This is a genomic window from Dermatobacter hominis (genome assembly GCF_020715685.1).
Classification (GTDB): Bacteria; Actinomycetota; Acidimicrobiia; order Acidimicrobiales; family Microtrichaceae; genus Dermatobacter; species Dermatobacter hominis.
The window spans coordinates 3,166,673-3,189,271 of sequence record NZ_CP085840.1; the positions used below are offsets into that span (position 1 = coordinate 3,166,673).

The following is a 22,599-nucleotide window of genomic DNA, read 5'->3' on the forward strand; positions in this document are numbered from 1 at the left end:
ACCAACGTAGTCGGGTATTCATCTGGTGGACAACGGCCGCAGGCCCCGGATGCTTCCCGTCCCGGACGGGGCGAGGTGTGACGGATGTCTGCGAACTTCTGCAAGCGCGACCGTTGATCCAGTTCGCAAGTGCTTGCTACAGTAAGCACACGCAAGCGGGGAGCAAAGGGCTCTCCGACTCCCGGCGGACACCCCCACCGCCGACGGAGCGATCAACCTGACCCGCGGAGGTCACCCATGGACACGCTGCTCGATCCGGTCACCGATCTGCAGGACAAGGTCGTCGACGGTGTGAAGCGCACCAAGCAGCCCGTCGCCGACGCCATCACCGGCGCCGTCGCCCTGCTCCTCGAGCGGGTGCCCGAGGTGCCGGCGCTGCCCTACGCCGAGGTCATCCCGACCCCGCTGGAGCTCATCGACAACCAGGCGAAGTTCGCCACCAAGGTCGTCAACGCCACCAAGTCCGTCGCCATCGCCGCCGCCAAGGCGGCCGCCCCGGTGACCGACCAGCTGCTCGACCGCGGCGCCGCGGTCTCGGCGGTCAAGGCGGCCTGAGCCCCGACCCCACTGCTCCGGCCGCACGGCGGCCCGAGCGACAGCACTGGTCCGGACCACATCCCCCTGGGGTCCGGAGACCAGCACCGCCACGACACCCCCCTGGCGTGAGCGGTCCGGACGGCGGGCCCGAGAGGGCCCGCCGTCCCGCGTCCGGGCCCTGTCGGGTCGTCAGGCCGCGGTCAGGTCGTCAGGCCGCGGTCAGGTCGTCAGGACGGTCAGGTCCGGGGCGCGCCCGCCGGGGCGGCCTCGTGGCGGTCGCCGTAGCGGGCCGTCTTGCGGCGCAGGAACGGCGACTCGATGAAGCGCCACGACAGCTCGGCGACGCCCATGCTGGCGACGATCAGCACGGCCGTGCGGACGAGCAGCACCGCCTTGCCGCCCGGCTTGGGCACCAGCACGTTGAGCACCTCGTGCCAGAGGTAGAGCCCGTAGGCCCGCTTGCCGATCCAGACCGCCAGCGGCAGGGCCAGCCACCGCGCCGGGCCGACCTGCGGGTTGAGGTGGATCCACAGCACGGCGAACGGGATGCCGGCGAGCGCGAGGTTGAACCCGACGCTGCCGAAGGGGTCGAAGAGCCCGACGCGCCCGGCCAGCAGCAGCTCGGCGACGAGGAGGAGCGCGCCGATCGCGGCCGCGGCGTCGAGCCAGCGTCGCCGCGGGGTGCCCGCAGCGCCGGCGACCATCGCGTAGCGGCGGACGACGAGGGCGAGCAGGCAGCCGACCAGGAGCTGGTCGAACCGCATCGCCGAGAAGCGGTAGAGCACCTCGCCGGCGTAGGAGACCCCGGTGCCCTTGAACGCGTCGTCGACCGTCCAGTTCACCCCCACGACCTCGCCCGACAGCCGCACGGCCACCCAGAACGCCGCCCACAGCGACGCTGCGACGATCAGCGCCCGCTGCCGGCGGATCGTGCGGAGGCCGAGCAGCAGCAGGAACGGCCAGAAGAAGTAGAACCACTCCTCGACCGACAGCGACCAGAGGTGGAACAGGACCCTCGGCGAGTCCTCGGTGGCGAAGCCGAAGAAGCCGATGAAGATCTGGTACGAGTACAGCGCCGCGGCGCCGAGCTCGGCCCACACCGACGGGTACTCCGCGCCGATGAAGATCGCGGCCACCGCGACCAGGGCCAGCAGCGTGTACATCGCGGGGAACAGGCGCAGCACCCGTCGGTGGTAGAAGCCGCGGAGGCTGACGCCGCCGGTGCGGTTGCGCTCGTCGAGCAGCAGGTTCGTGATCAGGAAGCCCGACAGGACGAAGAAGACGTCCACGCCGATGAGACCGCCGGCGAAGTACTCGGCGCCGAGGAAGTGGAAGACCATCACCGCCAGCACCGCCACGGCGCGGATGCCGTCGAGCGCCGGCTCGTAGTGCAGCGGGGCGGCGTCGACCCGGATGGGCCCGGCGGGCGCGGCGGTGTCGGGTGCGGCGGTCACGGCCGTTGATCGGCCCCGGTGGAGGGGCCGGCGTGGTCCACGGGCGAGGGCGGCTCGACGTACGGCGGCGGTTCGATCGGCCCGTCCGCCCGTCCCGGCCCCGGGTCGGCCACGTCGCCGGCGGCCATCTCCGAGCGCAGCCGGTCCTGTGGGGCGGTGAAGCGCGTCTCCTTGATGTGCAGGAACCGGCGCTCGACGTAGCGGAAGCTCAACAGCCCGGCGCAGACGCCCAGCGCAGCCGCCACCAGACCGAGCCCGAGCTTCCGGGCGCCGTAGGAGGACTCGATGGCGGCGAGGAACGGGAGGAGGACCGGGATGTGCCAGAGGTAGATGCCGTACGAGCGCTGCCCGAACCACTGGGCCCGGTGCCAGGCCAGGCCTCGGGCGATGAGCGACTCCTGGCGGAAGTACAGGTCCAGGACCAGTGGCACCAGCGCCCAGAGCGCCAGCTGGTAGCCGATGCTGCCGAACATGGTGAAGAACGGGAACCGGGAGGCGAAGAGGAGGACCCCGGCGAACATGACCCAGCCGAGCGCTCCCAGCACGGCGATGACCCGCCGCACGTGATCGGGGACGGGGCGGGGGATCCGCCGGGCGACGAAGGCGGCGAGGCAGCCGCAGACGATCATGTCGGGGCGCACGGCCGCGATCCGGTACACGACGCCCTGCCAGGTGAGCTGGTCCTGGTCGGCGAAGCGGGCCTCGATCCCGTCCCACGTGACGACGTGCTGGAGGCTCATCCGGAGCGTGACGAACAGCGCGATGAAGACCAGGCACCCGATGATCAGGTTGCGATCCGACCGCCGGGTGCCCCGCTTGAGGGAGCGTCGCAGCAGCATCGGCCAGAAGAAGTAGAACTGCTCCTCGACCGTGAGGCTCCACGTGTGGCCGATCGCGCCGATCGTGGCGGGGAAGAACGCCGCGACGAGGAAGTAGACGTAGAGGCTCGCCGCGAGGGACTCGACCCACCACAGGCCGGCGTCCTCGAGGGCGTTCGGGGCGAAGATCTGCACGGCGAGCATGAGCACCGTGAAGATGCCGATCATGGCGTACATCGCCGGGAACAGCCGCAGGGCGCGCCGGGTGTAGAAGCGGCGCATGTCGATCCCGCCGCTGCGGTTCTGCTCGTCCAGGAGCAGCGACGTGATCAGGAAGCCGCTCGCGACGAAGAACCAGTCGATGATGATCGGCGACCCGGGGAGCAGCTTCGCCGTCACGCCGGCGTGGTAGAGCACGACCTGGAGGACGAAGATGCCTCGGAACCCGTCGAACGACGGGATGTGCCCCAACCGCGGGGCCTGCACCTTGATGAGACGATCCGCGTCAGTCAGTGCAGCTGCGTCCGTCATCGCTCCGCCCCGTCATGCCCCCCAGCTCCCTCGAGCTTCCAGAGCCATTGAACGGTACCGACGCGGGCGGAGCCTGTCCACGTCCGGATCCGACGGGCGGCTCAGACGTCGAGCGCCTCGCGGTCGACGAGGTCGGAGTGTTCGAGCAGGTACTGGCGCCGCTTGGCCACGTCGTTGCCGAACAACGTGTCGAACAGCTCGGCCGCCTCGGACGCGGCCTGGGCGTCGTCCATCGTCAGCCGCCGCAGTATCCGGGTCCCCGGGTCGAGGCAGGTGACGGCAAGTTCCTCCACGTCCATCTCGCCCAGGCCCTTGAACCGCACCCACTGCAGGTTCTCGGCCTTGCGGTTGCCGCGCGTCAGCTCGTCGGTCAGCGCCAGCTTCTCCTCCTCGGAGAAGGCGTGGATCGTCTTGTCGCCCACCTTGACCGTGTAGAGCGGCGGCTGGGCCGCGAACACCCGACCGTCCTCGAGCAGCGGGCGCATGTAGGCGTGGATGAGCGTCAGGAGCAGGCACCGGATGTGGCTGCCGTCGACGTCGGCGTCGCAGAGGATGATGATCCGGCCGTACCGGGCGTCCTCGAGCTTGAAGTCACGGCCCGAGCCGGCGCCGATGGCGGTGAACAGCGCCTGGGCCTCGGCGTTCTCGACCACCTGCTTCATGGTCGACTTGCCGGCGTTGACGACCTTGCCCCGCAGTGGCAGCACCGCCATGTACTCGGCGTTCCGGCCGGCCTTGGCCGGGCCGGCGGCGGAGTCGCCCTCGACGATGAGGAGCTCGGCGTCGGGACCGTGGACCCGGCAGTCGGCCAGCTTGTCGGGCATGCCCGCCGAGGACAGGGCGGACGCCTTGCGCCGGGCCTCGAGCGTCGCCTTGGCCTGGACCCGGTTGAGCACGGCCTGGGTCAGCTTCTCCCGGAGGGCGTTGATGTGGGTCTTCTTGCCGCCGCCGTCGATCCAGTTGCCGAGGTTGTCGCGCACGACCTCGTAGACGATCGAGCCGATCGCCGGTGTGCCGAGCTCCTGCTTGGTCTGCCCCTTGAACTGCGGCTCGGGGAAGGTGACCTTGATCGCCGCGACCAGGCCCTCCTGGACGTCGGACTTCTCGGCCCGGTCCTTGCCCGCCTTCGCGATCTTGGCCAGCTTCTTCGAGCCGGCGAGCAGCGAGTCGTTCACGATCTTCGTCAGCGCCCGGTCGAAGCCGGACACGTGGGTGCCGCCCTCGGTGGTGGGGATCGTGTTGACGAAGCTGGTGAGCACGGTGTCGTAGCCCTTGACCCAGCGCAGGGCGACGTCGACGGTGCACGTGCGCTCGACCAGGCTCATCTTGCCCTCGACGGGGACCTTCTCCTCGAAGGTGCCGACGCCGTGGAGCGTGATGATCTCGGTCACCGGTTCGCCGATGCTGAGCGACTCGACGAGGTCGGCCAGGCCGCCCCGGGCGAGGAACTCCTCGGGCTCGCGGCCGTTGCCGCGCTTGTCGACCAGGCGGACCTTGAGGCCCGGCACCAGGAAGCAGACCTGCGCGCAGTGGTCCCGGACCAGCTCGGCGTCGATGGCGAGCCCCGGGTCGAAGATCTCCAGGTCGGGCCAGAACCGTACGCGGGTGCCGGTGCGCTTGGGCGGGACCTTGCGGACGACCTCGAGCGCGGAGCCGGGCTTGAAGTGGCCCTTGGCGTCGACCTTGCCCGGGACCCGGTGCACGAACGTCAGGCGGTGCGTGGCGCCGTCGCGGTCGACCTCGGCCACGACCTTGGCCGCCAGCGCGTTGACCACCGAGGCGCCGACGCCGTGCAGGCCGCCCGACGCGGAGTAGGCGCCCCCGCCGAACTTGCCGCCGGCGTGCAGCTCGGTGAAGACGATCTCGAGCGCGGTGCGCTTGCCGTCCTTCTTGCCGATGGGGATGCCGCGGCCGTTGTCGGCGACCTCGACCGAGCCGTCCCGGTGCAGCGTCACCTCGATGAGGCTGGCGTGGCCCGCCGCGGCCTCGTCGACGGCGTTGTCGATCAGCTCCCACACGAGGTGGTGCAGGCCCTCGGGGCCCGTCCCGCCGATGTACATGCCCGGGCGCTTGCGGACGGCGTCGAGCCCCTCGAGCAGCTGGATCGACTTCTCGTCGTAGGAGTCCGACCGGTTCGTGGCGGTCGTGGAGCGGGCCGACGTCGAGGAGGGTGGGGTGCGGGCTGCCATGGCGCCCCGAGTCTCCCACGGGCCTGCGACGATCCCGCGCCACAAACGGCGTGACACGCGGCCCCGCCCGCCGCGCCGGGCATGCGTCGGCTCACGTCCGCTGCGGGCGCCACCCGGCGCGCGTCCGGGGTGTCAGGCGTCGGCGCCGAGCTCGAGCTCGAGCGGGCAGTGGACCTCGAGCCGGAACCGGCCCCGGCCGGTCCGCTCGATCCGGACCGGCGCCGACTGCTCGTCGAGCCGGCGCTTGAGCAGGAGCAGGCGGCTGTCGAGGTTGTCACGGAACGCCGGCAGCTCGAGGCTCGGGTCGAGCCGCACCTCCCGGTTCGTGAACTCGGTGCGGCCCTCGTCGCGGTGCTGGCGCAGAAGGCTCCACAGCACGCGCCCGGCGACGCCCTTGATGAGGTACTCGCCGTCGATGAACGTGCTGCCGTCGGTGGTGTAGGAGCGGATCCGCGCCACGCGGGAGCCGGTGACGACCGGCGCGCCGCCGCCCTCGACCGGGCCCGGGTCGACGCCGTCCCGATCGCCCGACTCCCGGTCGGCGTCGACCGCGGCGGCCAGGAGCCCCGCGAGCACCGACAGCGCGAGCTCGTCGGCCTCGTCGAACGCGACCGGTCGGCGCGACTCGACCATGACGACCCCGACGAGCTGGCCCTGCGACATGGCCGGCACGGCCAGCCGGCTCTCGGCGCCCTCCAGTCCGGGCACGTCGATCATCGGACCGGGGCTGCCGCCCTGGCCCTCGAACGTCCGCCGCACCGACCGCGAGTACTTGGCGATCTGGCGGAGGTTGCCGAAGCGGACCGGCTCGCAGCGCTGCGCGGCCTCGCCGATGAAGCCCTCGCCGAACGCGACCTCGGAGCCGACGCCCTGCTCCGAGTAGCCGTGGCTGGCGATCGTGAAGAGGCTGCGGCCGTCCTCGGACACCAGCGCCAGGATCGAGTGCTCGAGCCCGAAGAGCTCGTCGAGGCCGTCGAGCAGCAGCCCGATGGTCCGGTCGAGGTCGGTGCTGCGGCCCATGCGGGCGGCGAGCTCGGCGGTGGTCCGCAGCGGATCGGCCGGGCGGTGGTCGCGGCCGCCCCACGGCTGCGGCGGCGCGAGCCGGTACGGCGGGTCGGGGACGCGCTCGATGTCGACCACGCGGTAGATGTCGGCGGCGCGCAGCCGGAACACGTCCGACATGCCGTGCAGCGCCGCGATCAGGTCGATGTCGGCCTTCATCCGCTCGAAGACCGGGCCCCGCCGCTCCGTGCGCTCGTAGACGAGCTGCAGGCGGTACTGGTCGTAGTTCGTCGGGTCGAGCACCAGGACGCTGGCCCTCGGGTTCTCGGCCAGGTTGCGGGCCGTCTTCGACAGGAACTGGTTGGAGAGGGCGATGCGCTCGTCGCCCACCCGCCGCACCCGCGACAGGTAGGTCACGTTGGGGACGCCGGCGGCGTCCGCCGTCACGACCACGGCGGGGACCGCGCCGTCGAACGCGGTGCGCAGGTCGTCGAGCGAGGGCGGCGCGGTCACCGGTCGAGCTCCTGGCCCGCACCCGGCCCGGGCGTCTGGTCGTACGCCTCGTGGACCTCGACGGTGCAGCGCACGAGCTCGTGCGGCACGAGCCGTGCGAGGAGCTCCCGCGGCTGGCCGTCGGACCGGGTCACGGCCTCGGAGAACCCGGCGAAGTAGCGCTCCGACAGGGCGAGGTCGTCCTCGGTGGCCGGCGCGGTGCCGAGCGACCGGCCCTTGAACTGCGCGGAGACGAGCGTCATCACGTCGGCCGCGGTGACCGCCACCGCCCGGCCCGGCGCGACGCCCTCGATGCCGGTGGCGTCGTCGGCGGGGAGGAGCAGGTGCACGACGGCCAGGCACTCGCGGTCGGGATCGGGGTCCTCGACCCGGAGCCCCCAGCCCCTCGTGGCGTACGGCGCGCCGTCCTCGAGGGTGAGCCCGACGATGAGCGCCCCGCCCTCCATCAGTCGCAGGTGGTCGGCGTCGAGCACGGCCGGGGGTCCCTTTCGCAGCGCCACGGGGCGGGTTAGCGAGTTCTTAGCAAACGATGACGGGCCTTTCAGGAGCGGGCCCGCCCGTCGACCCCGACGATGCAGGGGTGCCGGCGACAGGGCCGGCCCACGAACGGGAGAACCCGACATGACCGATCTGAGCACCCCCATCGAGACCACCGCCGACCCCACCGCCGCCGACCCCGCCGCCGCCGTCGGGGGCATGACCATCACCGGCCTCGCCGACCGGGTGCCGGCCGACGTGCTGCGACCCGTCGTCGTCGACCTGTACCGCGACATCCACAAGGGCATCCGCAGCGAGCTGTTCGACACGACGCTCGAGGCCGGCCGGCTCGACCCGGCCGACCGCGCCGGTCGGGCGTGCCTCGCGGCCCGGATCCGCGACGTGGTCTCGCTCCTCGAGAGCCACGCCCACCACGAGGACGGGGCGATCGAGCCGGTGCTCGAGGTCGAGCTGCCGACCCTGGCCGAGGCGATCGCCGCCGACCACGCCGCCTTGGACGTCCGCATCCGCGACGTCGCCGAGCAGGCCGCGGGCACGGTCGAGGCCCCCGACGTCGAGCAGCGCTTCCGCGCCCACGCCCTGTACCTCGAGCTGGCCGACTTCACCTCGGCGTACCTGCGCCACCAGGACCTCGAGGAGCGGGTCGTCATGCCGGCGCTCGAGGCCGCCATCGGGCCGGAGCGGGTGCTGGCCATCCACACCGCCATCGTGTCGAGCATCCCGCCGGAGGAGATGGGCCGGTCGCTCGCGCTGATGATCCCGGCGATGAACGTCGACGACCGCGTGGAGCTGCTCGGGGGCATGCGGCAGAGCGCGCCGCCCGAGGCCTTCGCGGGCGTGTGGTCGATGGTCGCCACGATGCTGGAGCCGGCGGACCACCTGCAGCTGGCGCGGCGCCTCGGCCTCGACTGACGGCACCCCGAGCCGCTCTGGCGCCGGTTTCCGTCACCTGACGACGGGAACCGGCGCCGAAGCGTCCGCGTCGACGTCGTGGCTACGGTCACGGCGTGACCGACCTCGCCGAGCCCACGCCGCCGCCGATCGTGCTCGACGATCTGGCGGCCCCTCGGTTCGGGCCAGAGGCGCTGGAGATCATGGGACTCGGCGCCGCGCTGGCCGACGACGTCGAGCTGGTGCCCGACCGGCTCGTCGCCGACGCGATCGCCAAGGCCGGAGGGCTCGACGACTTCGGCCCCGACGGGTGGCGGGAGCCGCTCGACGTGCTGTGCCGCGCCTACCGCGACGAGGCGGGGTTGTCGGCGTTCGGCACCGTCAGCGTCCACGCCCAGCTGGTGCAGTTCCTGACCAACCGGCTGCTCGTCGAGGACGTGGTCCGCCGTCACCCCGAGGCGCTCGAGCAGGAGGTGCGGGCGCCGATCGTGATCGCCGGGCTGCCCCGGTCGGGCACGACCCACCTCCACAACCTCGTCTCGGCGGACCCGGCGCTGCGGTCGCTCCCGTTCTGGGAGGCGCTCGAACCGGTGCCGGCGCCCGGGGAGCCGCTGTTCGGCGACGGCTCGCTGGCGCCGCGGACGGCGCGGTGCGACGCGTCGGTCGCGATGGGCCGGCTGTGGACGCCCGAGCTCGACCGGATGCACGAGATGTCCACCTGGCACGCCCACGAGGAGATCCACCTGCTGTCGATCGACTGCTCGTCGATGTTCTTCGACACGCTCGCCCCGATCCCGAGCTGGCGCGAGCACTACCGCTCCCGCGACCAGACGCCGCACTACCGGTACCTGCGCCGCGTGCTGCAGGTGCTGCAGTTCCTGCGCGGCGGCGATCGGTGGGTGCTGAAGTCGCCGCAGCACCTCGAGCAGTTCGGACCGCTCGTCGAGGTCTTCCCCGACGCCACGTTCGTGGTCACCCACCGCGACCCCGGGGACGTGGCGGTCAGCATGGCCACGATGGTGGCGTACGCCGCCCGCGCCCACGTGGGGTCGCCCGACCCCGCCGCGATCGGCGCCCACTGGCAGCGCATCCTCACCGAGCTGCTCGGCGCGGCCGCGCGGGACCGCGACCTGCTGCCCGCGGACCGCTCGATCGACGTGCGCTTCGACGACTTCATGGCCGACGACCTGGGCATCGCGGCCGAGGTGTACTCGCTGGCGGGCCAGCCGCTCGACGGTCGTGCCCGCGCCGCGCACGCCGAGTACCTGGCCGGGCACCGGCGCAACCGCCACGGCCGGGTCGTCTACGACGCCGCGGCGGTCGGGGTGGACCCCGACGGGATCCGGTCCGACCTCGCGGGCTACCGCGACGCGTTCGGCGTCTGACCGCAGCGATCCCCCCCCCCCCCCCCGAGCTCGGGCGGTGCTCGGTCAGCCGACGGTGACGACCTCGGTCGTGACGGGGTCGGGCGTCGCCGCGGGGTGGAACCAGCGGAACCAGATCAGGCCGTGGCGGTGGCCCTGCGTCCGGACCCAGTTCGGGCGGTCCGGGTCGCGCTCCGAGACCACGATCTCCCACGACCCGTCGGGCTCGTAGGACACCTGGAACCCGTTGATCGTCACCTGGTCGTGGGCGTAGTCGAAGGTGTGAAGGAACGGGTTCCAGAGGCACAGGTTCCAGAAGGCGCACTCGGGCGACGTGCCCCGCACGACCAGCGCCTGGTCCTCGTCGAGCTCGTAGCTCCCCATGGCGTAGGCGGCGTCGCCGGCGGCCCAGCCGAACGTCTGCTGCGGCACCGGGTACGGGTCCTGGACGGTGTTGGGGTCGGCCAGCACGACCGGCACGATCTGCGCCTGCTCCCGCAGCCAGGTCAGCGTGGCGCGGTAGCGCCGGGCCTCGGACTCGTCGGTCGGCCGCCACTCGCCGGGATCTCCGACGTGCTCGATCCGCCACTCCATGCGCCGGCCCTCCGTCGGCTCGGCGAGGTAGTCGCGGGTGATCGCCGCGACGGCGTCGGGCTCGAGCCGGAGCCACACCCTCGGCAGGCTCTCCTCCCGCTCCTGGCCGCTGAGGCCAGCCTCCCGCTCCCGGCCGCTGGGGCCAGCCACCCACTCCGGTTCATCCGATGAGAGCCAGATCTCGAACTCCTCGGCCGTGCCGGCCGGGTCGACGGCGCGCACGTCGTGGTCGTTGACCGTCGCCACGATCCGCTCGCTGTAGCGGCCGTCGTCGGGCCCGCCGTACACGGTCAGCGAGAAGTAGACGGCGTCGGCCCGGGTGGCCCGGACGCGGTAGGTGCGGGACGGGTCGATCGGCGCGTACTGGTAGAAGGCGTCGGCGTTGTCGCCGCCCCACTTGCGGTTGGCGCCGACGATGTCGGTGAACCGCGGCGCGGTGACGTCGCCCCAGAGGAAGACGTCGAGGCCGACCGAGAGGATGGAGAACATCCAGCGGTAGCCGTCGAGGACCGTCGGCAGGTCGGCCTGCGCCTTCTCGCCGGCGAGGAACGTCCGGTCGAGGCCCGCCAGCTCCTCGATCAGCTCGTGGACGACGGCCGCGGTCAGCGGCGCGGGGGACGCAACGGGTTCGGACATGGAGGCAGTGAAGCAGACCGCGTTCCCGGTGCGCGGCTGGTCGTCGTGCGACGGTCAGCGCACGCGGAGCGCCGGGTGGGGACCTACCAGCGCGACACGCCGGTCCCGAGCCAGCGCCGCCGCGTCGCCTTCGAGGCGAGGTCGCGGCCCGTGGCGTGGAGGGTCAGCGTCTCGGGCATCGGGTCGGGCCTGGACGGGGCGTCCTCGGTGCCGACCACCAGCAGCACGCCGGTGTCGGGTCCGACGTAGGCCCACTCGAGGCGCTTCTCGGCCCGGAACTTCGTGATGCGCAGGCCGCCGGTGTTGCGGCCCTTGACCGGGATCTCGTCGGCATCGGTGACCTTGGCGGTCTGGGCGTCGCTCACCGTGAGCACGATCGCGCCAGGGCCGGCGATGCCCGCGCCGACGACCGTCGCGCCCTCGCCGAGCTTCATGCCGCCGACGCCGCCCGCTCCGGCGCCCTGGACGGGCACGTTCGCGGCCTCGCACCGGAGCGCCTGCGCGTTCGACGCCACCGCCACCAGGTCGACCCCGTCGGGCGCAGCCGTGGCGGCGATCACGCGGTCGCCGGGCTTGAGCTTGATGGCGGTCCGGCCGGCGGCGAGCCCGAGCAGGTCGGCGGCGGCGACGCGCTTCATGACGCCCAGGGCGGTGACGAGCAGCACCGGTGGCGGGGCCGCCTCGTCGCCGCCGGTGGTCGGTCCGGCGACCAGCGTCAGGACGGTCTCGCCCTTGTCGAGCGGGACGAGGTCGGTGAGCGCGGTGCCGCGGGAGCGGCCGGTCACCTCGGGCACGGCGCTCACCGCGACGGGGAACACCCGACCCCGGGAGGTGACCGCGGCGAGGCGGGAGTGCGTCGTCGTCGCGACGCGCTGGGCCAGCACGTCGTGGCGGCCGGGCGTCGCCGGCTTCGGCCCGCTGACCGGCTCCTGGCCGATCATCCCGCTGGTCGTCAGCGCGACGATGCACGGCTCCTCGACCCGGCTGGCGGCCTCCTCGGCCTCGGCCTCCTCCAGGGTGACGTCGTCGAGGTGGTCGGGCGTGACGATCCGGCTGCGACGGTCGAACCCGTAGTTGGCGACGAGCTCCTCGAGCTCGTCGAGCACGATCTTCCGCTGGCGCTTCTCGGAGCCCAGGATCTTCTCGAAGTCGTCGATGCGGCCGCGCAGCTCGCCGGCCTCGGCCTCGAGTTCGAGCTTGGCCAGGGCGGTCAGGCGCCGCAGCTGCATGTCGAGGATGTGGACGGCCTGGACCTCGGTGAGCGACAGCTGCTCCATGAGCCGGTCCCGGGCCTCGGCCGCGTCCTCGGACGAGCGGATGATCGACACGACCAGGTCGATGGCGTCGAGCGCGATCAGCAGGCCCTCGACCAGGTGCAGCCGGCGCCGGGCCTTCTCGAGGCGGAACTCGGTGCGGCGCCGGACCACGTCGAGGCGGTGGTCGATGTAGTGCTGGCAGAGCTCGTACAGCCCCACGGTCCGCGGGGTCCCGTCGACGAGGACGACGTTGTTGATCCCGAAGCTGTCCTCCATCGGCGTCAGCCGGTACAGCTCCGTGAGCACCGCCTTGGCGTTGGCGCCGGGTCGCAGCTCGACCTCGATGCGCAGGCCGGTGTGGCGGTCGGACGTGTTCTTCACGTCGGTGACGAGCGGCAGCTTGCCGTTGCGCATGAGCTCCTGGATGCGCCCGACGACGCGCTCCGGGCCGACGAGGTAGGGGAGCTCGGTGACGACGATGCCCTGACGGGCGCGGGTCAGGTCGACGATCTCGGCGGTCGCCCGGATCCGGACGCTGCCGCGCCCGGTCTCGTACGCCTCGGCCAGGCCCTCGTCGACCACGACGCCCCCGGACGGGAAGTCGGGTCCGGGCAGCACCGCCATGAGCTCGGCCGTCGTCGGCTTCGGCCGGCGCTTGGTCATGACGAGCTTGATGGCCTCGAACACCTCGGCGAGGTTGTGCGGCGCCATGTTCGTGGCCATGCCCACGGCGATGCCCGAGGTGCCGTTGACGAGCAGGTTCGGGAGCCGGCCGGGGAGGTACAGCGGCTCGACCCGCTCGCCGTCGAACGTCGGCCGGAACTCGACGGTCTCCTCGTCGATCTCGGCGAGCATCTCCATGGCCGCCTCGGTGAGGCGGCACTCGGTGTAGCGGTAGGCCGCCGGCGGGTCGTCGAGCGAGCCGAAGTTGCCGTGGGGGTCGACGAGGGTGATGTTGCGGCCGAAGGTCTGGCCCATGCGGACGAGCGCGTCGTAGATCGCCCCGTCGCCGTGCGGGTGGTACTTGCCCATCGTCTCGCCGACGACGTTGGCGCACTTGCGGTGGGGTCGGTCGGGCCGCATCCCCATGTCGGCCATGGCGTGGAGGATCCGGCGCTGCACGGGCTTGAGGCCGTCGCGCACGTCGGGGATGGCGCGGGAGGTGATGACCGACAGCGAGTACGCCATGAAGGACTCGCCGAGCTCCTGCGTGACGGGGACCTCGATGATCTCCCGTGCGTACCCACCCTCGAACAGTTCGGTCTGACGTGGCATGGGCCCATTCAAGTCGCAGGGCCCGACGCGGCCGGGACACCGGCCGGTGACGTCCGGCGGGCCGATCCTGAGGCCCTCGGCCCGCGGGTGACGACGCCGCGACCGGGTCGCTCCGCGGGGCGGCACGGCGGGCGAGGTGAACGACGTTCGGCACCTGTGCGACCATGGACCCCATGGCTGACACGCTCTCCACGTCCTCCAACGGGTCCTCGGCTCCCGACGGCCCCTGGCTGGGCGACGCCTGCTCGCTCGTCGACGCCTTCCGGGCGGGGGAGCGGTCCCCGGTGGAGGAGCTGCAGGCCACCCTCGACGCGATCGCCTCGAGCGACCTCAACTGCTTCTCGTTCCTCGACCCGGAGCGGGCCTTCGAGGCGGCGGAGCGGGCCGACCTGTCCAAGCCGTTCGGCGGCGTGCCGGTGGGCATCAAGGAGCTCGAGCCGGTCGAGGGCTGGCCCGACACCGGTGCGTCGCTGGTGTTCAAGGACCGCATCGCCACCTTCACGGGCGAGGCCACCCGCCGCTTCATCGAGGACGGCGGCGCCAACCCCGTCGGCCTGACGACGGCCTCCGAGTTCGGCGGCCTCAACGTCGGCATCACGAAGCTCAACGGCGTGGCCCACAACCCGTGGCGCCACGGCCGCACCGTCGGGGGCTCCTCGGGCGGCAGCGCCGCCGCGGTGGCCGGCGGCCTGGTCACGATCGCCAACGGCGGCGACGGCGGTGGCTCGATCCGCATCCCCGCCGGCTACAACGGCCTGTTCGGCATGAAGGGCACGTTCGGGCGCCTGTCCCGCGGCCCGCACGCCTTCTCCCGCCCCGGGACCGTCGTGCTCGGCTCCCTCGCCCGGTCCGTCCGCGACGCCGCCCGCCACTTCGACGTCTGCGCCGGGGAGGACCCGCGTGACCCGACCAGCCTCCCCAACCCGGGTGGCTGGGAGCGCAACCTCGGCTCGACCGACCTGAAGGGCCGCAAGGTCGCCATCCTCCCGTCGATCGCCGGCGTGACGCTCGAGGACGGCGTCGAGCGCGAGGTCCGGGAGCGGGCCGCCGCCCTCGTCGAGCTCACCGGCATGGAGCCGGTCGACATCCGCCTCGACCTGCCGAACCTGGCGGCGCAGTGGGCGATGGGCAACCTGTCGACCCTGCTCGCCGAGCTCGACGACCTGTGGCCGGCCTGCGCCGCCGACCTCACCGACGAGATCGCCCTGGGGCTGGTCCTCGCCCAGACGACCTACAACCTGAACCTCGCCGCAGTGGCCGAGGCGCAGCGCCTCCAGGCCAACGAGGTGATGGCCTCGGCGTTCGAGCAGGTCGACTACATCATCTGCGCCACCAACCCGGGCCCCGCCTTCGCCGCCGACGCCGCGACGTCGAGCCCGACCGCGACGTTCCTCGACAGCGCCAAGTCCTCGAGCGCCGCCCGTGGCGCGTTCCGGGGCCTGATGGCGAGCGTCCGGCTGGCCAACGGCGCCTTCCCGAAGCTCTCGAACCGGCTCATCGAGCTGGTCGTCGAGCGCGTGCCCGACCTCGTCACGATGGGCGGCCTGACGATCATCTCGAACATCTACGGCAACCCGGCCGTGTCGATCCCCGCCGGATCCGTCGACGGCCTGCCCGTCGGCCTGCAGGTGATGGCCCGCCACCACCGCGACGCCGAGCTGTTCGACGTGGCCTACGCCTACGAGCGTGAGATCGGCTGGCCGCTGGTCGCCCCGGGCGTCGCCGCCCGCGAGCTCGCCCCCGTCTGACCGACCCCGCCCGCACCGAACTCGGGGACGACCCCAAGAAGCGCAGATCGGCGAACTTGGGGACCAGCGATCGCTCAGCGACCGCTCATCCCCAAGTTCGGCAGTAGGGGCTTGTTGGGGGGGTCCCCAAGGTCGCGATCGGGCTGGTCGCTCAGACCGGGAGGATGATCTCGGCGGCCTGGCGCACCTGGTCGACGCTGCCGGCGGCGACGAGGATCTCGGTCACGGCCGACTCCTTCCACGCCGCCACGCGATCGGCGATGCGCGCCGGCGTGCCGACCAGCGAGATCTCGTCGGCGAACTCGACGGGGACCTCGGACACGGCCTCGGCGCCGCGGCCGTCGAAGAACATCTCCTGGATGCGCTCGGCCTGCTCGCCGAGGCCCATCCGGGCCGCCAGCTTCGTGTGGTAGTTCTGGCCCTTGGCGCCCATGCCCCCGATGTAGAACGCAAGCATCGCCCGGGTCACCCCCAGCGCGTCGGCGATCGTCTCGTCGCGGTCGTCCTCGGTCACGTGGAACACCGCAAGCGCGGCCACCTGGAAGTCGTCCTTCGCGCCGGCGAGCTGGTCGGCGTAGACGTCCTGGCGGAACGGCGAGTAGTAGAGCGGGAGCCAGCCGTCGGCGATCTCCGCGGTCTGCGTCACGTTCTTGGGGCCCTCGGCGCCGAGGTAGATCGGGATGTGGCGGCGCAGCGGGTGGACGATCGACTTCAGCGACTTGCCGAGGCCGACCGAGCCCTCGCCGTGGTACGGGTGCTGGTGGAACTCGCCCTGGAAGTCGAGCGGCTCCTCGCGCGCCACGACGCGACGGATGATCTCGACGTACTCCCGGGTGCGGGCGAGCGGCTTGTCCGACGGACGGCCGTACCAGCCCTCGACCACCTGCGGGCCCGACACGCCGAGGCCGAGGCGGAACCGCCCGTTCGACAGGTGGTCCATCGTGATCGCCGACATCGCGGTGGCGGTCGGGGTCCGCGCCGCCAGCTGCATCACCGACGTGCCGAGCGCGATGCGCTCCGTCCTCGCCGCCAAGTAGGCGAGCGGCGACAGGGCGTCCGAGCCCCACGCCTCGGCGGTCCAGACCGACGTGAAGCCGAGCTGCTCCGCCTCGACGGCTCGCTCCACCCAGTCGGACGAGGGCAGCTGCCCCCAGTAGCCGAGCTGCAGTCCGAGATCCATGTCCTGTCCCCCCGTCGGGTGCGGTCGCTGTCGTCGTTCGGAGGTGGCCCGGGCGGACGCCCGGGCCACGGTCTCACCGGCCCTTGAAGTCGGGCTTGCGCTTCTCCTTGAAGGCCCGCGGGCCCTCCTTGGCGTCCTCGGAGGCGAAGACGTCCCAGCCGTAGGTGAACTCGTACTCGAGCGCCTCGGTCTCCTGCATGCCGTTCGTCTCGCGCAGCGTCTTGAGCAGCGCCCGCACCGCGAGGGGGCCGCCCTCACCGATGCGGTGGCCGATCTCCTTGGCCTTCTCGACCGCCTGGCCGTCGGGCACGACGTGGCCGATGAGGCCGATCTCGAGCGCCCGCTGCGCGCTGATGTGCTCGCCGGTCAGCAGCAGCTCCGCAGCGATCGTGTAGGGGATCTGCCGCGGGATGCGGACCGCCGAGCCGCCCATCGGGTACAGCGACCACTTCACCTCGGAGATGCCGAACTTGGCCGACTCGCCGGCGACGCGGATCTCGGTCGCGCCGAGCAGCTCGGTGCCGCCCGCGATCGCCGTGCCCTCGGCGGCGAGGATGATCGGCACGCCCGGCCGCCAGGTGCGCAGCAGCGCCTTCCAGTGCAGCTCGGGGTCCTCGGCCATGCGGGCCTGGACGTCGACGACGGCCTCGGTCGGCTCGGAGTAGCCGCCGGCCATGTCCTTGAGGTCAGCACCGGAGCAGAAGTTGCCGCCGGCGCCCGTCAGCACGATCGCCCGGATGTCGGGGTCCTCGTCCGCCTCCCGGAAGGCGTCGAGCATCAGGACCAGCATCTCGCCGTTGATGGCGTTCTGGCGCTCGGGGCGGTTCAGCGTGACGACGAGCAGGTGCCCGTCACGTTCGGTCAGGACGGCCGGCATGGTCCCCCCTCGGGATCCCGGATCCGGCCGGGTGCCGGTCCGCCGGGCACCCTATCGACAGAACGAGAACCTGTTCTAGTTCCGTGGCGGCCGGGTGCAGCGGGCCTACAGGCTGAACGCGGCCAGCCACGTGCCCGACTGCGTGAACGTGACGTCGTGGCTGCGGGCGCCGCCGTCGGACCAGAACCAGAAGCCCACCGGCAGCCGGTTCCACGTCTGCGGTACGGGCGCGGTGACCGTGCGGCGCGAGCCGACGATGAACGTGCGCGTGAACGGCGCCGTCGCGACCGTCGAGCCGACGCCGACCTGCAGGCCGTCGGGGAACGACGCGAAGTTCACGGTGACGGTTCGGGGGTCGAGCCGGACCTCGTCCGACGCGGTCAGCCCGGCCGAGTCGCGTGCCGTGGCGCGGAGCACGACGTACGACGGCAGGTCGTGGTCGGGGCCAGCGACCGAGCCCGAGGTGCCGGTGGCGGTCTGGTACGTGTGGGTGTGGCAGTCGTCGGTGGTCTGGCAGTGGCGGACCTCGATCGCCCACGACACCGAGGTCCCGGTCAGCGGCCCGTCCTCTGCGTCGCTCGCCACGGCGGAGAAGGAGATCGGCTGGCCGACGGACCACCCGTTCGGGCCGGCGGTGACCCGCACGGTCGGCCGGGAGTTGCCGGCGTGCACGACTCGGGTGGCGTCGGTGACGCCACCCGAGGAGCTCGTGGCCCGAACGCCCACCGTCACGTCGCCGGGACTCGTGTAGGCGCGGGTCGCCGAGGGTCCGGTCGCGTCGTCGTGGTCGCCGTCACCGTCGAGGTCCCAGGCGAACGAGAGCGCGCCGCCGCTCGGGTCGGTCGACCCCTCGGTGCCGAAGGTGACCGCCAGGGGCACCGGCCCGGCGTCGGGCGAGGCCGTGAGGACCACCTCGGGGGGCATCGTCGTCTCGGGCCGGATGCGGTCGATCGTCCCGCGGGCGATGTCGAGCAGGTACGCGAACCCACCGGTGCCGACCTCGACGTCGACCGCCACCCGTCCCGTGGCGAGCGTGACCACCTGTCCGGGGTCGGGCCGGCCGTCGGCGCCGATGGACATCGCCCACACGCAGCCCCGGACGTAGTCGCTGAACACGAGCGCACCGCGGAGCGGGGCCGGGTACGGCGCGTCGCCGAGGAAGGCCACGCCCGAGATCGACATCCCGCCGGCGCCGCAGCGCTCGGTGTCGGGTGCTCCGCTCCGCGGGTACGCGAAGTGCGGCTCGGTCAGGCGCGTCGGGGCCGTCGGCGCCACGGCCCGGGCGCACAGGTCGAGGTGGAGCGAGGCGTACGCGGCCGTCTCGTCGGGGCCCTCCCGGCACGGCCAGCCGAAGTTCTCGACCGCGTCGTCGGTCGCCGAGTCGATCCGGTCGAGCTCCTCCCAGCTGTTCCAGCCCACGTCGCCGATCCAGACCTCGTCGGTGCCGGGGCGGACGGCGAGCCGGAACGGGTTCCGGAGCCCGTGGGCGATCAGCGCGTCGTCGTCCAGCGGGCCCACGCCGACGAGCGGGTTCCCCGCCACGGGTGCGCCGGTGTCGGGGTCGATCCGGATCACCGCGCCGTTGAAGCCCGTCGGGTCGGTGCCGGTGAGCACGTCCTGGGACCGCAGCGCGCCGCCCTCGGCGGTCGGCGCCGACAGGAGGGAGCCGACCCCGCCGGGAGGATCCCCGCACGGGTTGCGGGGGGTGGGGCTGAGGGGGGAGCCGCCGAGGCGCCCGATGTCGGCGTCGGAGAACGCCCCGCCGTCGCCGGCGCTGGCGAGCAGCGTCCGGTCGGGCAGGAAGACCAGGTCGTCGGGGCCGTGGGTCGGGAACTGGAAGCACCAGCGGTCGGCGAGGAGGACCTGCTCGGGGCCGCGCTCGAGGCCGGTGGTCGGATCGACCGGGACGCGGGTGATCCGGGCCGACATCGGGCAGCCGTCGACGTAGGCGCCCGGGGGCGACGGGCAGGCGTCGCCGTACCGACCCGACGGGTCGGTCGTGTACATCAGGTAGAGGAACGGACGCGCGGGGTACGAGGGGTCGACCGCGAGCGCGAGCAGCCCGAGGTCGTTGAAGCTCGCGACCTCGTCGGACACGTCGACGGCGAGCGTCGGGGTCGGGTCGTCGACGCCGTCGAACGTCTGGACGGTCCCGGCCTGCTCCGCCACGAAGATCCGGCCGCCCGGGGCGAACTCGAGGTTGGTGGGCAGGCGCAGGCCCTCGGCGACCGTCTCGACCTCGTAGCCCACGACCGGCGGCGTGTCCGGATCGACGGGAGCCGGAACGGTGCAGGCGGCGACGGTCGCGGCGAGCGCGAGGAGCAGCGTCGGGATCGTCCACCGTGCGCGCACCGAGCACCTCCGTGTTCCGGCTCGCCCGACCCCATCTTCGTCCACGTCCCCGCCGGAGGCGATGACGGGACGGTGAACATCCGCGGTCGCGGCGGCGACCGGCTACGGCTGCGTGGCGACGGGCACCGGCGGTGCGACCGCGTGGCGCGTGGGGTGGCCGGGTGCGTCGCCGTGGCGGGGCAGCGGTCCGTTCACCGAGGGCCGCGACGCCGCGATGTAGGCGAGCAGCTCGGCCTCGGGGACCGGGCGGCTGAAGAGGTAGCCCTGCGCGTGGCGGCACCCCATGGTGAGCAGCGCGTCGCGCTGCTCGGGCGTCTCGACGCCCTCGGCGGTGACGCTCAGCCCGAGCGAGCGGGCCAGCTGGAGGTTCGCGGTGGTGATCGCGACGTCGTGGGCCTCGTCGGGAAGGCCGTCGACGAAGGACCGGTCGACCTTCAGCACGTCGAGCGGGAACCGCTTGAGGTAGCTGAGCGAGCTGTAGCCGGTGCCGAAGTCGTCGACCGCCAGCCGGACGCCGACCTCGTGGAGCTCGGTGAGCGCCTGCATCCCGGCCCGGACGTCGCGCATGAGCGCCGTCTCGGTGATCTCGAGGCAGAGCTGCGACGGGTCGAGGCCGACGGACTCGACCAGCTCGGCGACCTCGGCCGCCAGGCCCGTCTGGTCGATCTGGCGGGCCGAGAGGTTCACACGGAGCACGAAGTCGCGGTCGACGATGTCCTCGGCGCGCCAGCGGGCGACCGTGCGGCAGGCCTCGCGGAGCACCCACCGCCCGAGCGAGACGATCGTGCCGTTCTCCTCGGCGAGCGAGATGAACCGGTCGGCGGACATGATCCCGAGCTCGGGGTGCAGCCAGCGCACGAGCGCCTCGCAGCCGACGGTGGCGCCGGTCTCGAGGTCGACCTCGGGCTGGTAGTGCAGGACGAACTCGCGGCGGTCGAGCGCCCCGGTCAGGTCGCGGTCGAGCTCGTTGCGCTCGCTCACCTCGGCCCGCATCCGCTCGTCGAACGTGCAGGCCCGGTCGCGGCCCTGCGTCTTCGCCTCGTACATCGCGGCGTCGGCCCAGCGCAGCAGGTCTGCCGGCTCCGCCGGCTCGGCGGACTCGACCACGCCGATCGACATCGTCAGCCGGAACGTCATGCCATCGATCACGATCGGTGCCTCGAGCGACTGGCGGAGGCGGTCGGCGACCACGGCCGCCTCGCCCGGGCCGACGTCGGGCAGCAGGACGGTGAACTCGTCGCCGCCGAGGCGGGCGAGCGTGTCGGAGGGCCGGAGCACCGAGCCGAGGCGATCGGCGACGGCGCAGAGCAGCTCGTCGCCCGTGCTGTGGCCGAGCGTGTCGTTCACCGTCTTGAACCGGTCGACGTCGAGGAACAGCAGCGCCAGCGAGCGCTCGTCGTCGGCGCCCTCGCGGGCGGCACTGGCCTGGGCGAGGAGGGACAGCAGCAGGGAGCGGTTGGGCAGTCCGGTGAGCGTGTCGTGGGTGGCCCGGTGGGCGAGCTCGGCCTCCTCGACGCGCCGGTGCGTGATGTCGCGGGCCACGAGCAGCACCGACTCGACCGAGCCGTCGGCCGCGAACTCGGGCACGAAGGTGGACTCGCACCACATCTCGGCCTGGCCGGTGCCGACGGGGTACTCGACGGTGACGGGCCGGCCCTTGGCGAACACGGTCGTGAGCGACTCCCGCAGCGTGCTCGCCGACGTGCGCTCGAGGCGCGGCCACCCGGCGCGCATGACCGTCCCGGCCGCCGCCATCTCCTGGCTCGTGCTGATGGCCGCGGCGTTCGCGAACGTCACCCGGTGGTTCTGGTCGAAGCGCATCACCGCGTCGGGGAGGTTCTCGACGAGCGAGCCGAACCGCCGCTCGCTCCGACCGAGCTGGCTGGCGGTGCGCCGCGCGTCGTCGACGTCGACGATGTGCACGGTCGAGTACCGGAACCGGCCGTCGGGGTCACGGGTGGCGGTGGCGTCGACGCGGTGCCAGCGGTAGCCGGCCGGGGTGAGGAAGCGGACCTCGTCGGTGGACACGTCCATCCCATCGGTCTCGAGCATGCTCAGCCAGCGCGGCGCGACGGCCTCGAGGTCGGACGGGTGGATCCGCTGCAGGCAGTTCGAGCCCACCAGCTCCTCGGGGGTCAGGCCGAACATCTCCGACGCCGACGGGTTGGCCCGCAGCACGACGCCGGCGTGGTCGAGGAGCATCAGCGGGACCGGTGCGCTGCCGAAGACGGCGCGCAGCTCCTGCAGCGTGTCGTTGAGCGTCGCCTCGGTCGCGCGACGGGCGAGCACGTTGGCGATCAGCGAGGCGACGGCCTTGAGCGCCGTGACGTCCGTCGGCCGCCACTGCACGGGCCCGCTCACCGAGTCGAACCCGATGACCCCGGCCAGGCGGTCGCCGAGCGAGAACGGCACCTCGAGGATGGCGGTGATGCCCTCGGACTCGAGGTAGGCCCGGTCCTCGTCCCAGCCCTCACCCAGCTCGCCGACGTCGGGGATCTCGCTGACCTCGAGCGCCTCGAGGCGTGCCTGCTGGAGCGGACCCGTCGACATGGGGATGCGCTGCTCCACGTCGAAGGACGGCTCGACGCCGGGCGCGCACCACTCGTGGGTCATGGACGAGGTCCGGTGGTGCCAGTCGTGGCGGATGATGTAGCTGCGGTCCACGCCGACGAAGCGCCCGAGCTCCTCCACCGTCTCCTGGAGGGCGAGCTCCAGATCCGCGGTCGAGACGCTCAGGAAGCGGGCGAACAGGCGGTCGAGCAGGGCCTCGAACGCGTGCTCGCGCCGGTCCTCGTCCTCGTTCCGCTTCGCTGCCCACCGCAACACCACCCCAGCGTATCGACGGAGTGCGCTGGAACGACCGCAGAGCGTGGTGACCGCCACC

General features: G+C 72.6%; 15 protein-coding genes. 4 read left to right on the forward strand and 11 right to left on the reverse strand.

Annotated elements, in window-relative coordinates; genetic code table 11:
* Positions 1–237 precede the first annotated feature (237 nt).
* Entirely contained in the window at positions 238–555 is a 318-nt protein-coding gene (locus LH044_RS14995) for a hypothetical protein (protein WP_227756394.1), read from the forward strand.
* Positions 556–773: 218 nt separating this feature from the next.
* Here the strand turns inward: LH044_RS14995 and LH044_RS15000 are convergent, their stop codons facing one another.
* The 5 genes from LH044_RS15000 to LH044_RS15020 all read right to left on the reverse strand — a co-directional run bounded on the left by LH044_RS15000 (position 774) and on the right by LH044_RS15020 (position 7,517).
* Positions 774–1,991 (reverse strand): acyltransferase family protein, encoded by a 1,218-nt coding sequence (locus tag LH044_RS15000; RefSeq protein WP_227756395.1) that lies wholly within the window; start codon positions 1,989–1,991, stop codon positions 774–776.
* A complete protein-coding gene (locus LH044_RS15005) occupies positions 1,988–3,340 on the reverse strand; it encodes an acyltransferase family protein (RefSeq protein WP_227756396.1) in 1,353 nt (450 codons plus the stop codon). The genes LH044_RS15000 and LH044_RS15005 overlap by 4 nt, the downstream gene beginning before the upstream one ends.
* 101 nt (positions 3,341–3,441) lie before the next feature.
* Positions 3,442–5,529, reverse strand: coding sequence for a DNA gyrase/topoisomerase IV subunit B (locus LH044_RS15010; protein WP_227756397.1), 2,088 nt, complete (start codon positions 5,527–5,529; stop codon positions 3,442–3,444).
* Positions 5,530–5,661: 132 nt separating this feature from the next.
* Positions 5,662–7,044, reverse strand: a complete 1,383-nt coding sequence (locus LH044_RS15015; RefSeq protein ID WP_227756398.1) for a GAF domain-containing protein — start codon at positions 7,042–7,044, stop codon at positions 5,662–5,664.
* Entirely contained in the window at positions 7,041–7,517 is a 477-nt protein-coding gene (locus LH044_RS15020) for a hypothetical protein (RefSeq protein ID WP_227756399.1), read from the reverse strand. The genes LH044_RS15015 and LH044_RS15020 overlap by 4 nt, the downstream gene beginning before the upstream one ends.
* Positions 7,518–7,665: 148 nt before the next feature.
* On the opposite strand from LH044_RS15020, the gene LH044_RS15025 reads away from it, so the two are divergent.
* Both LH044_RS15025 and LH044_RS15030 read left to right on the forward strand, forming a co-directional pair.
* On the forward strand, positions 7,666–8,454 hold the full coding sequence (locus LH044_RS15025; protein WP_255626048.1) for a hemerythrin domain-containing protein: 789 nt from the start codon (positions 7,666–7,668) through the stop codon (positions 8,452–8,454).
* Positions 8,455–8,636: 182 nt separating this feature from the next.
* The gene (locus tag LH044_RS15030) at positions 8,637–9,818 is read left to right on the forward strand and encodes a sulfotransferase family protein (protein ID WP_374210628.1); all 1,182 of its coding nucleotides are present in this window, start codon (positions 8,637–8,639) and stop codon (positions 9,816–9,818) included.
* Between the two features lie 45 nt (positions 9,819–9,863).
* Here LH044_RS15030 and LH044_RS15035 read toward each other — a convergent pair whose 3' ends face one another.
* On the reverse strand, positions 9,864–11,027 hold the full coding sequence (locus LH044_RS15035; protein WP_227756401.1) for a DUF1214 domain-containing protein: 1,164 nt from the start codon (positions 11,025–11,027) through the stop codon (positions 9,864–9,866).
* An 83-nt stretch (positions 11,028–11,110) separates the two neighbouring features.
* Positions 11,111–13,558 (reverse strand): DNA gyrase/topoisomerase IV subunit A, encoded by a 2,448-nt coding sequence (locus LH044_RS15040; RefSeq protein ID WP_227756402.1) that lies wholly within the window; start codon positions 13,556–13,558, stop codon positions 11,111–11,113.
* A gap of 173 nt (positions 13,559–13,731) precedes the next feature.
* On the opposite strand from LH044_RS15040, the gene LH044_RS15045 reads away from it, so the two are divergent.
* Entirely contained in the window at positions 13,732–15,306 is a 1,575-nt protein-coding gene (locus tag LH044_RS15045) for an amidase (RefSeq protein WP_227756403.1), read from the forward strand.
* A gap of 151 nt (positions 15,307–15,457) precedes the next feature.
* Here the strand turns inward: LH044_RS15045 and LH044_RS15050 are convergent, their stop codons facing one another.
* The 4 genes from LH044_RS15050 to LH044_RS15065 all read right to left on the reverse strand — a co-directional run bounded on the left by LH044_RS15050 (position 15,458) and on the right by LH044_RS15065 (position 22,541).
* Positions 15,458–16,486: an LLM class F420-dependent oxidoreductase gene (locus tag LH044_RS15050; RefSeq protein ID WP_227756404.1), complete on the reverse strand. Its 1,029-nt coding sequence runs from the start codon at positions 16,484–16,486 to the stop codon at positions 15,458–15,460.
* Between the two features lie 73 nt (positions 16,487–16,559).
* On the reverse strand, positions 16,560–17,363 hold the full coding sequence (locus tag LH044_RS15055; protein WP_227756405.1) for a crotonase/enoyl-CoA hydratase family protein: 804 nt from the start codon (positions 17,361–17,363) through the stop codon (positions 16,560–16,562).
* 105 nt (positions 17,364–17,468) lie between these two features.
* Positions 17,469–19,715 carry a PQQ-dependent sugar dehydrogenase gene (locus LH044_RS15060; protein WP_227756406.1) on the reverse strand — a complete coding sequence of 749 codons (2,247 nt, stop codon included), beginning with the start codon at positions 19,713–19,715 and terminating at the stop codon, positions 17,469–17,471.
* 102 nt (positions 19,716–19,817) lie between these two features.
* On the reverse strand, positions 19,818–22,541 hold the full coding sequence (locus LH044_RS15065; RefSeq protein ID WP_227756407.1) for a bifunctional diguanylate cyclase/phosphodiesterase: 2,724 nt from the start codon (positions 22,539–22,541) through the stop codon (positions 19,818–19,820).
* Between the last annotated feature and the right edge of the window lie 58 nt (positions 22,542–22,599).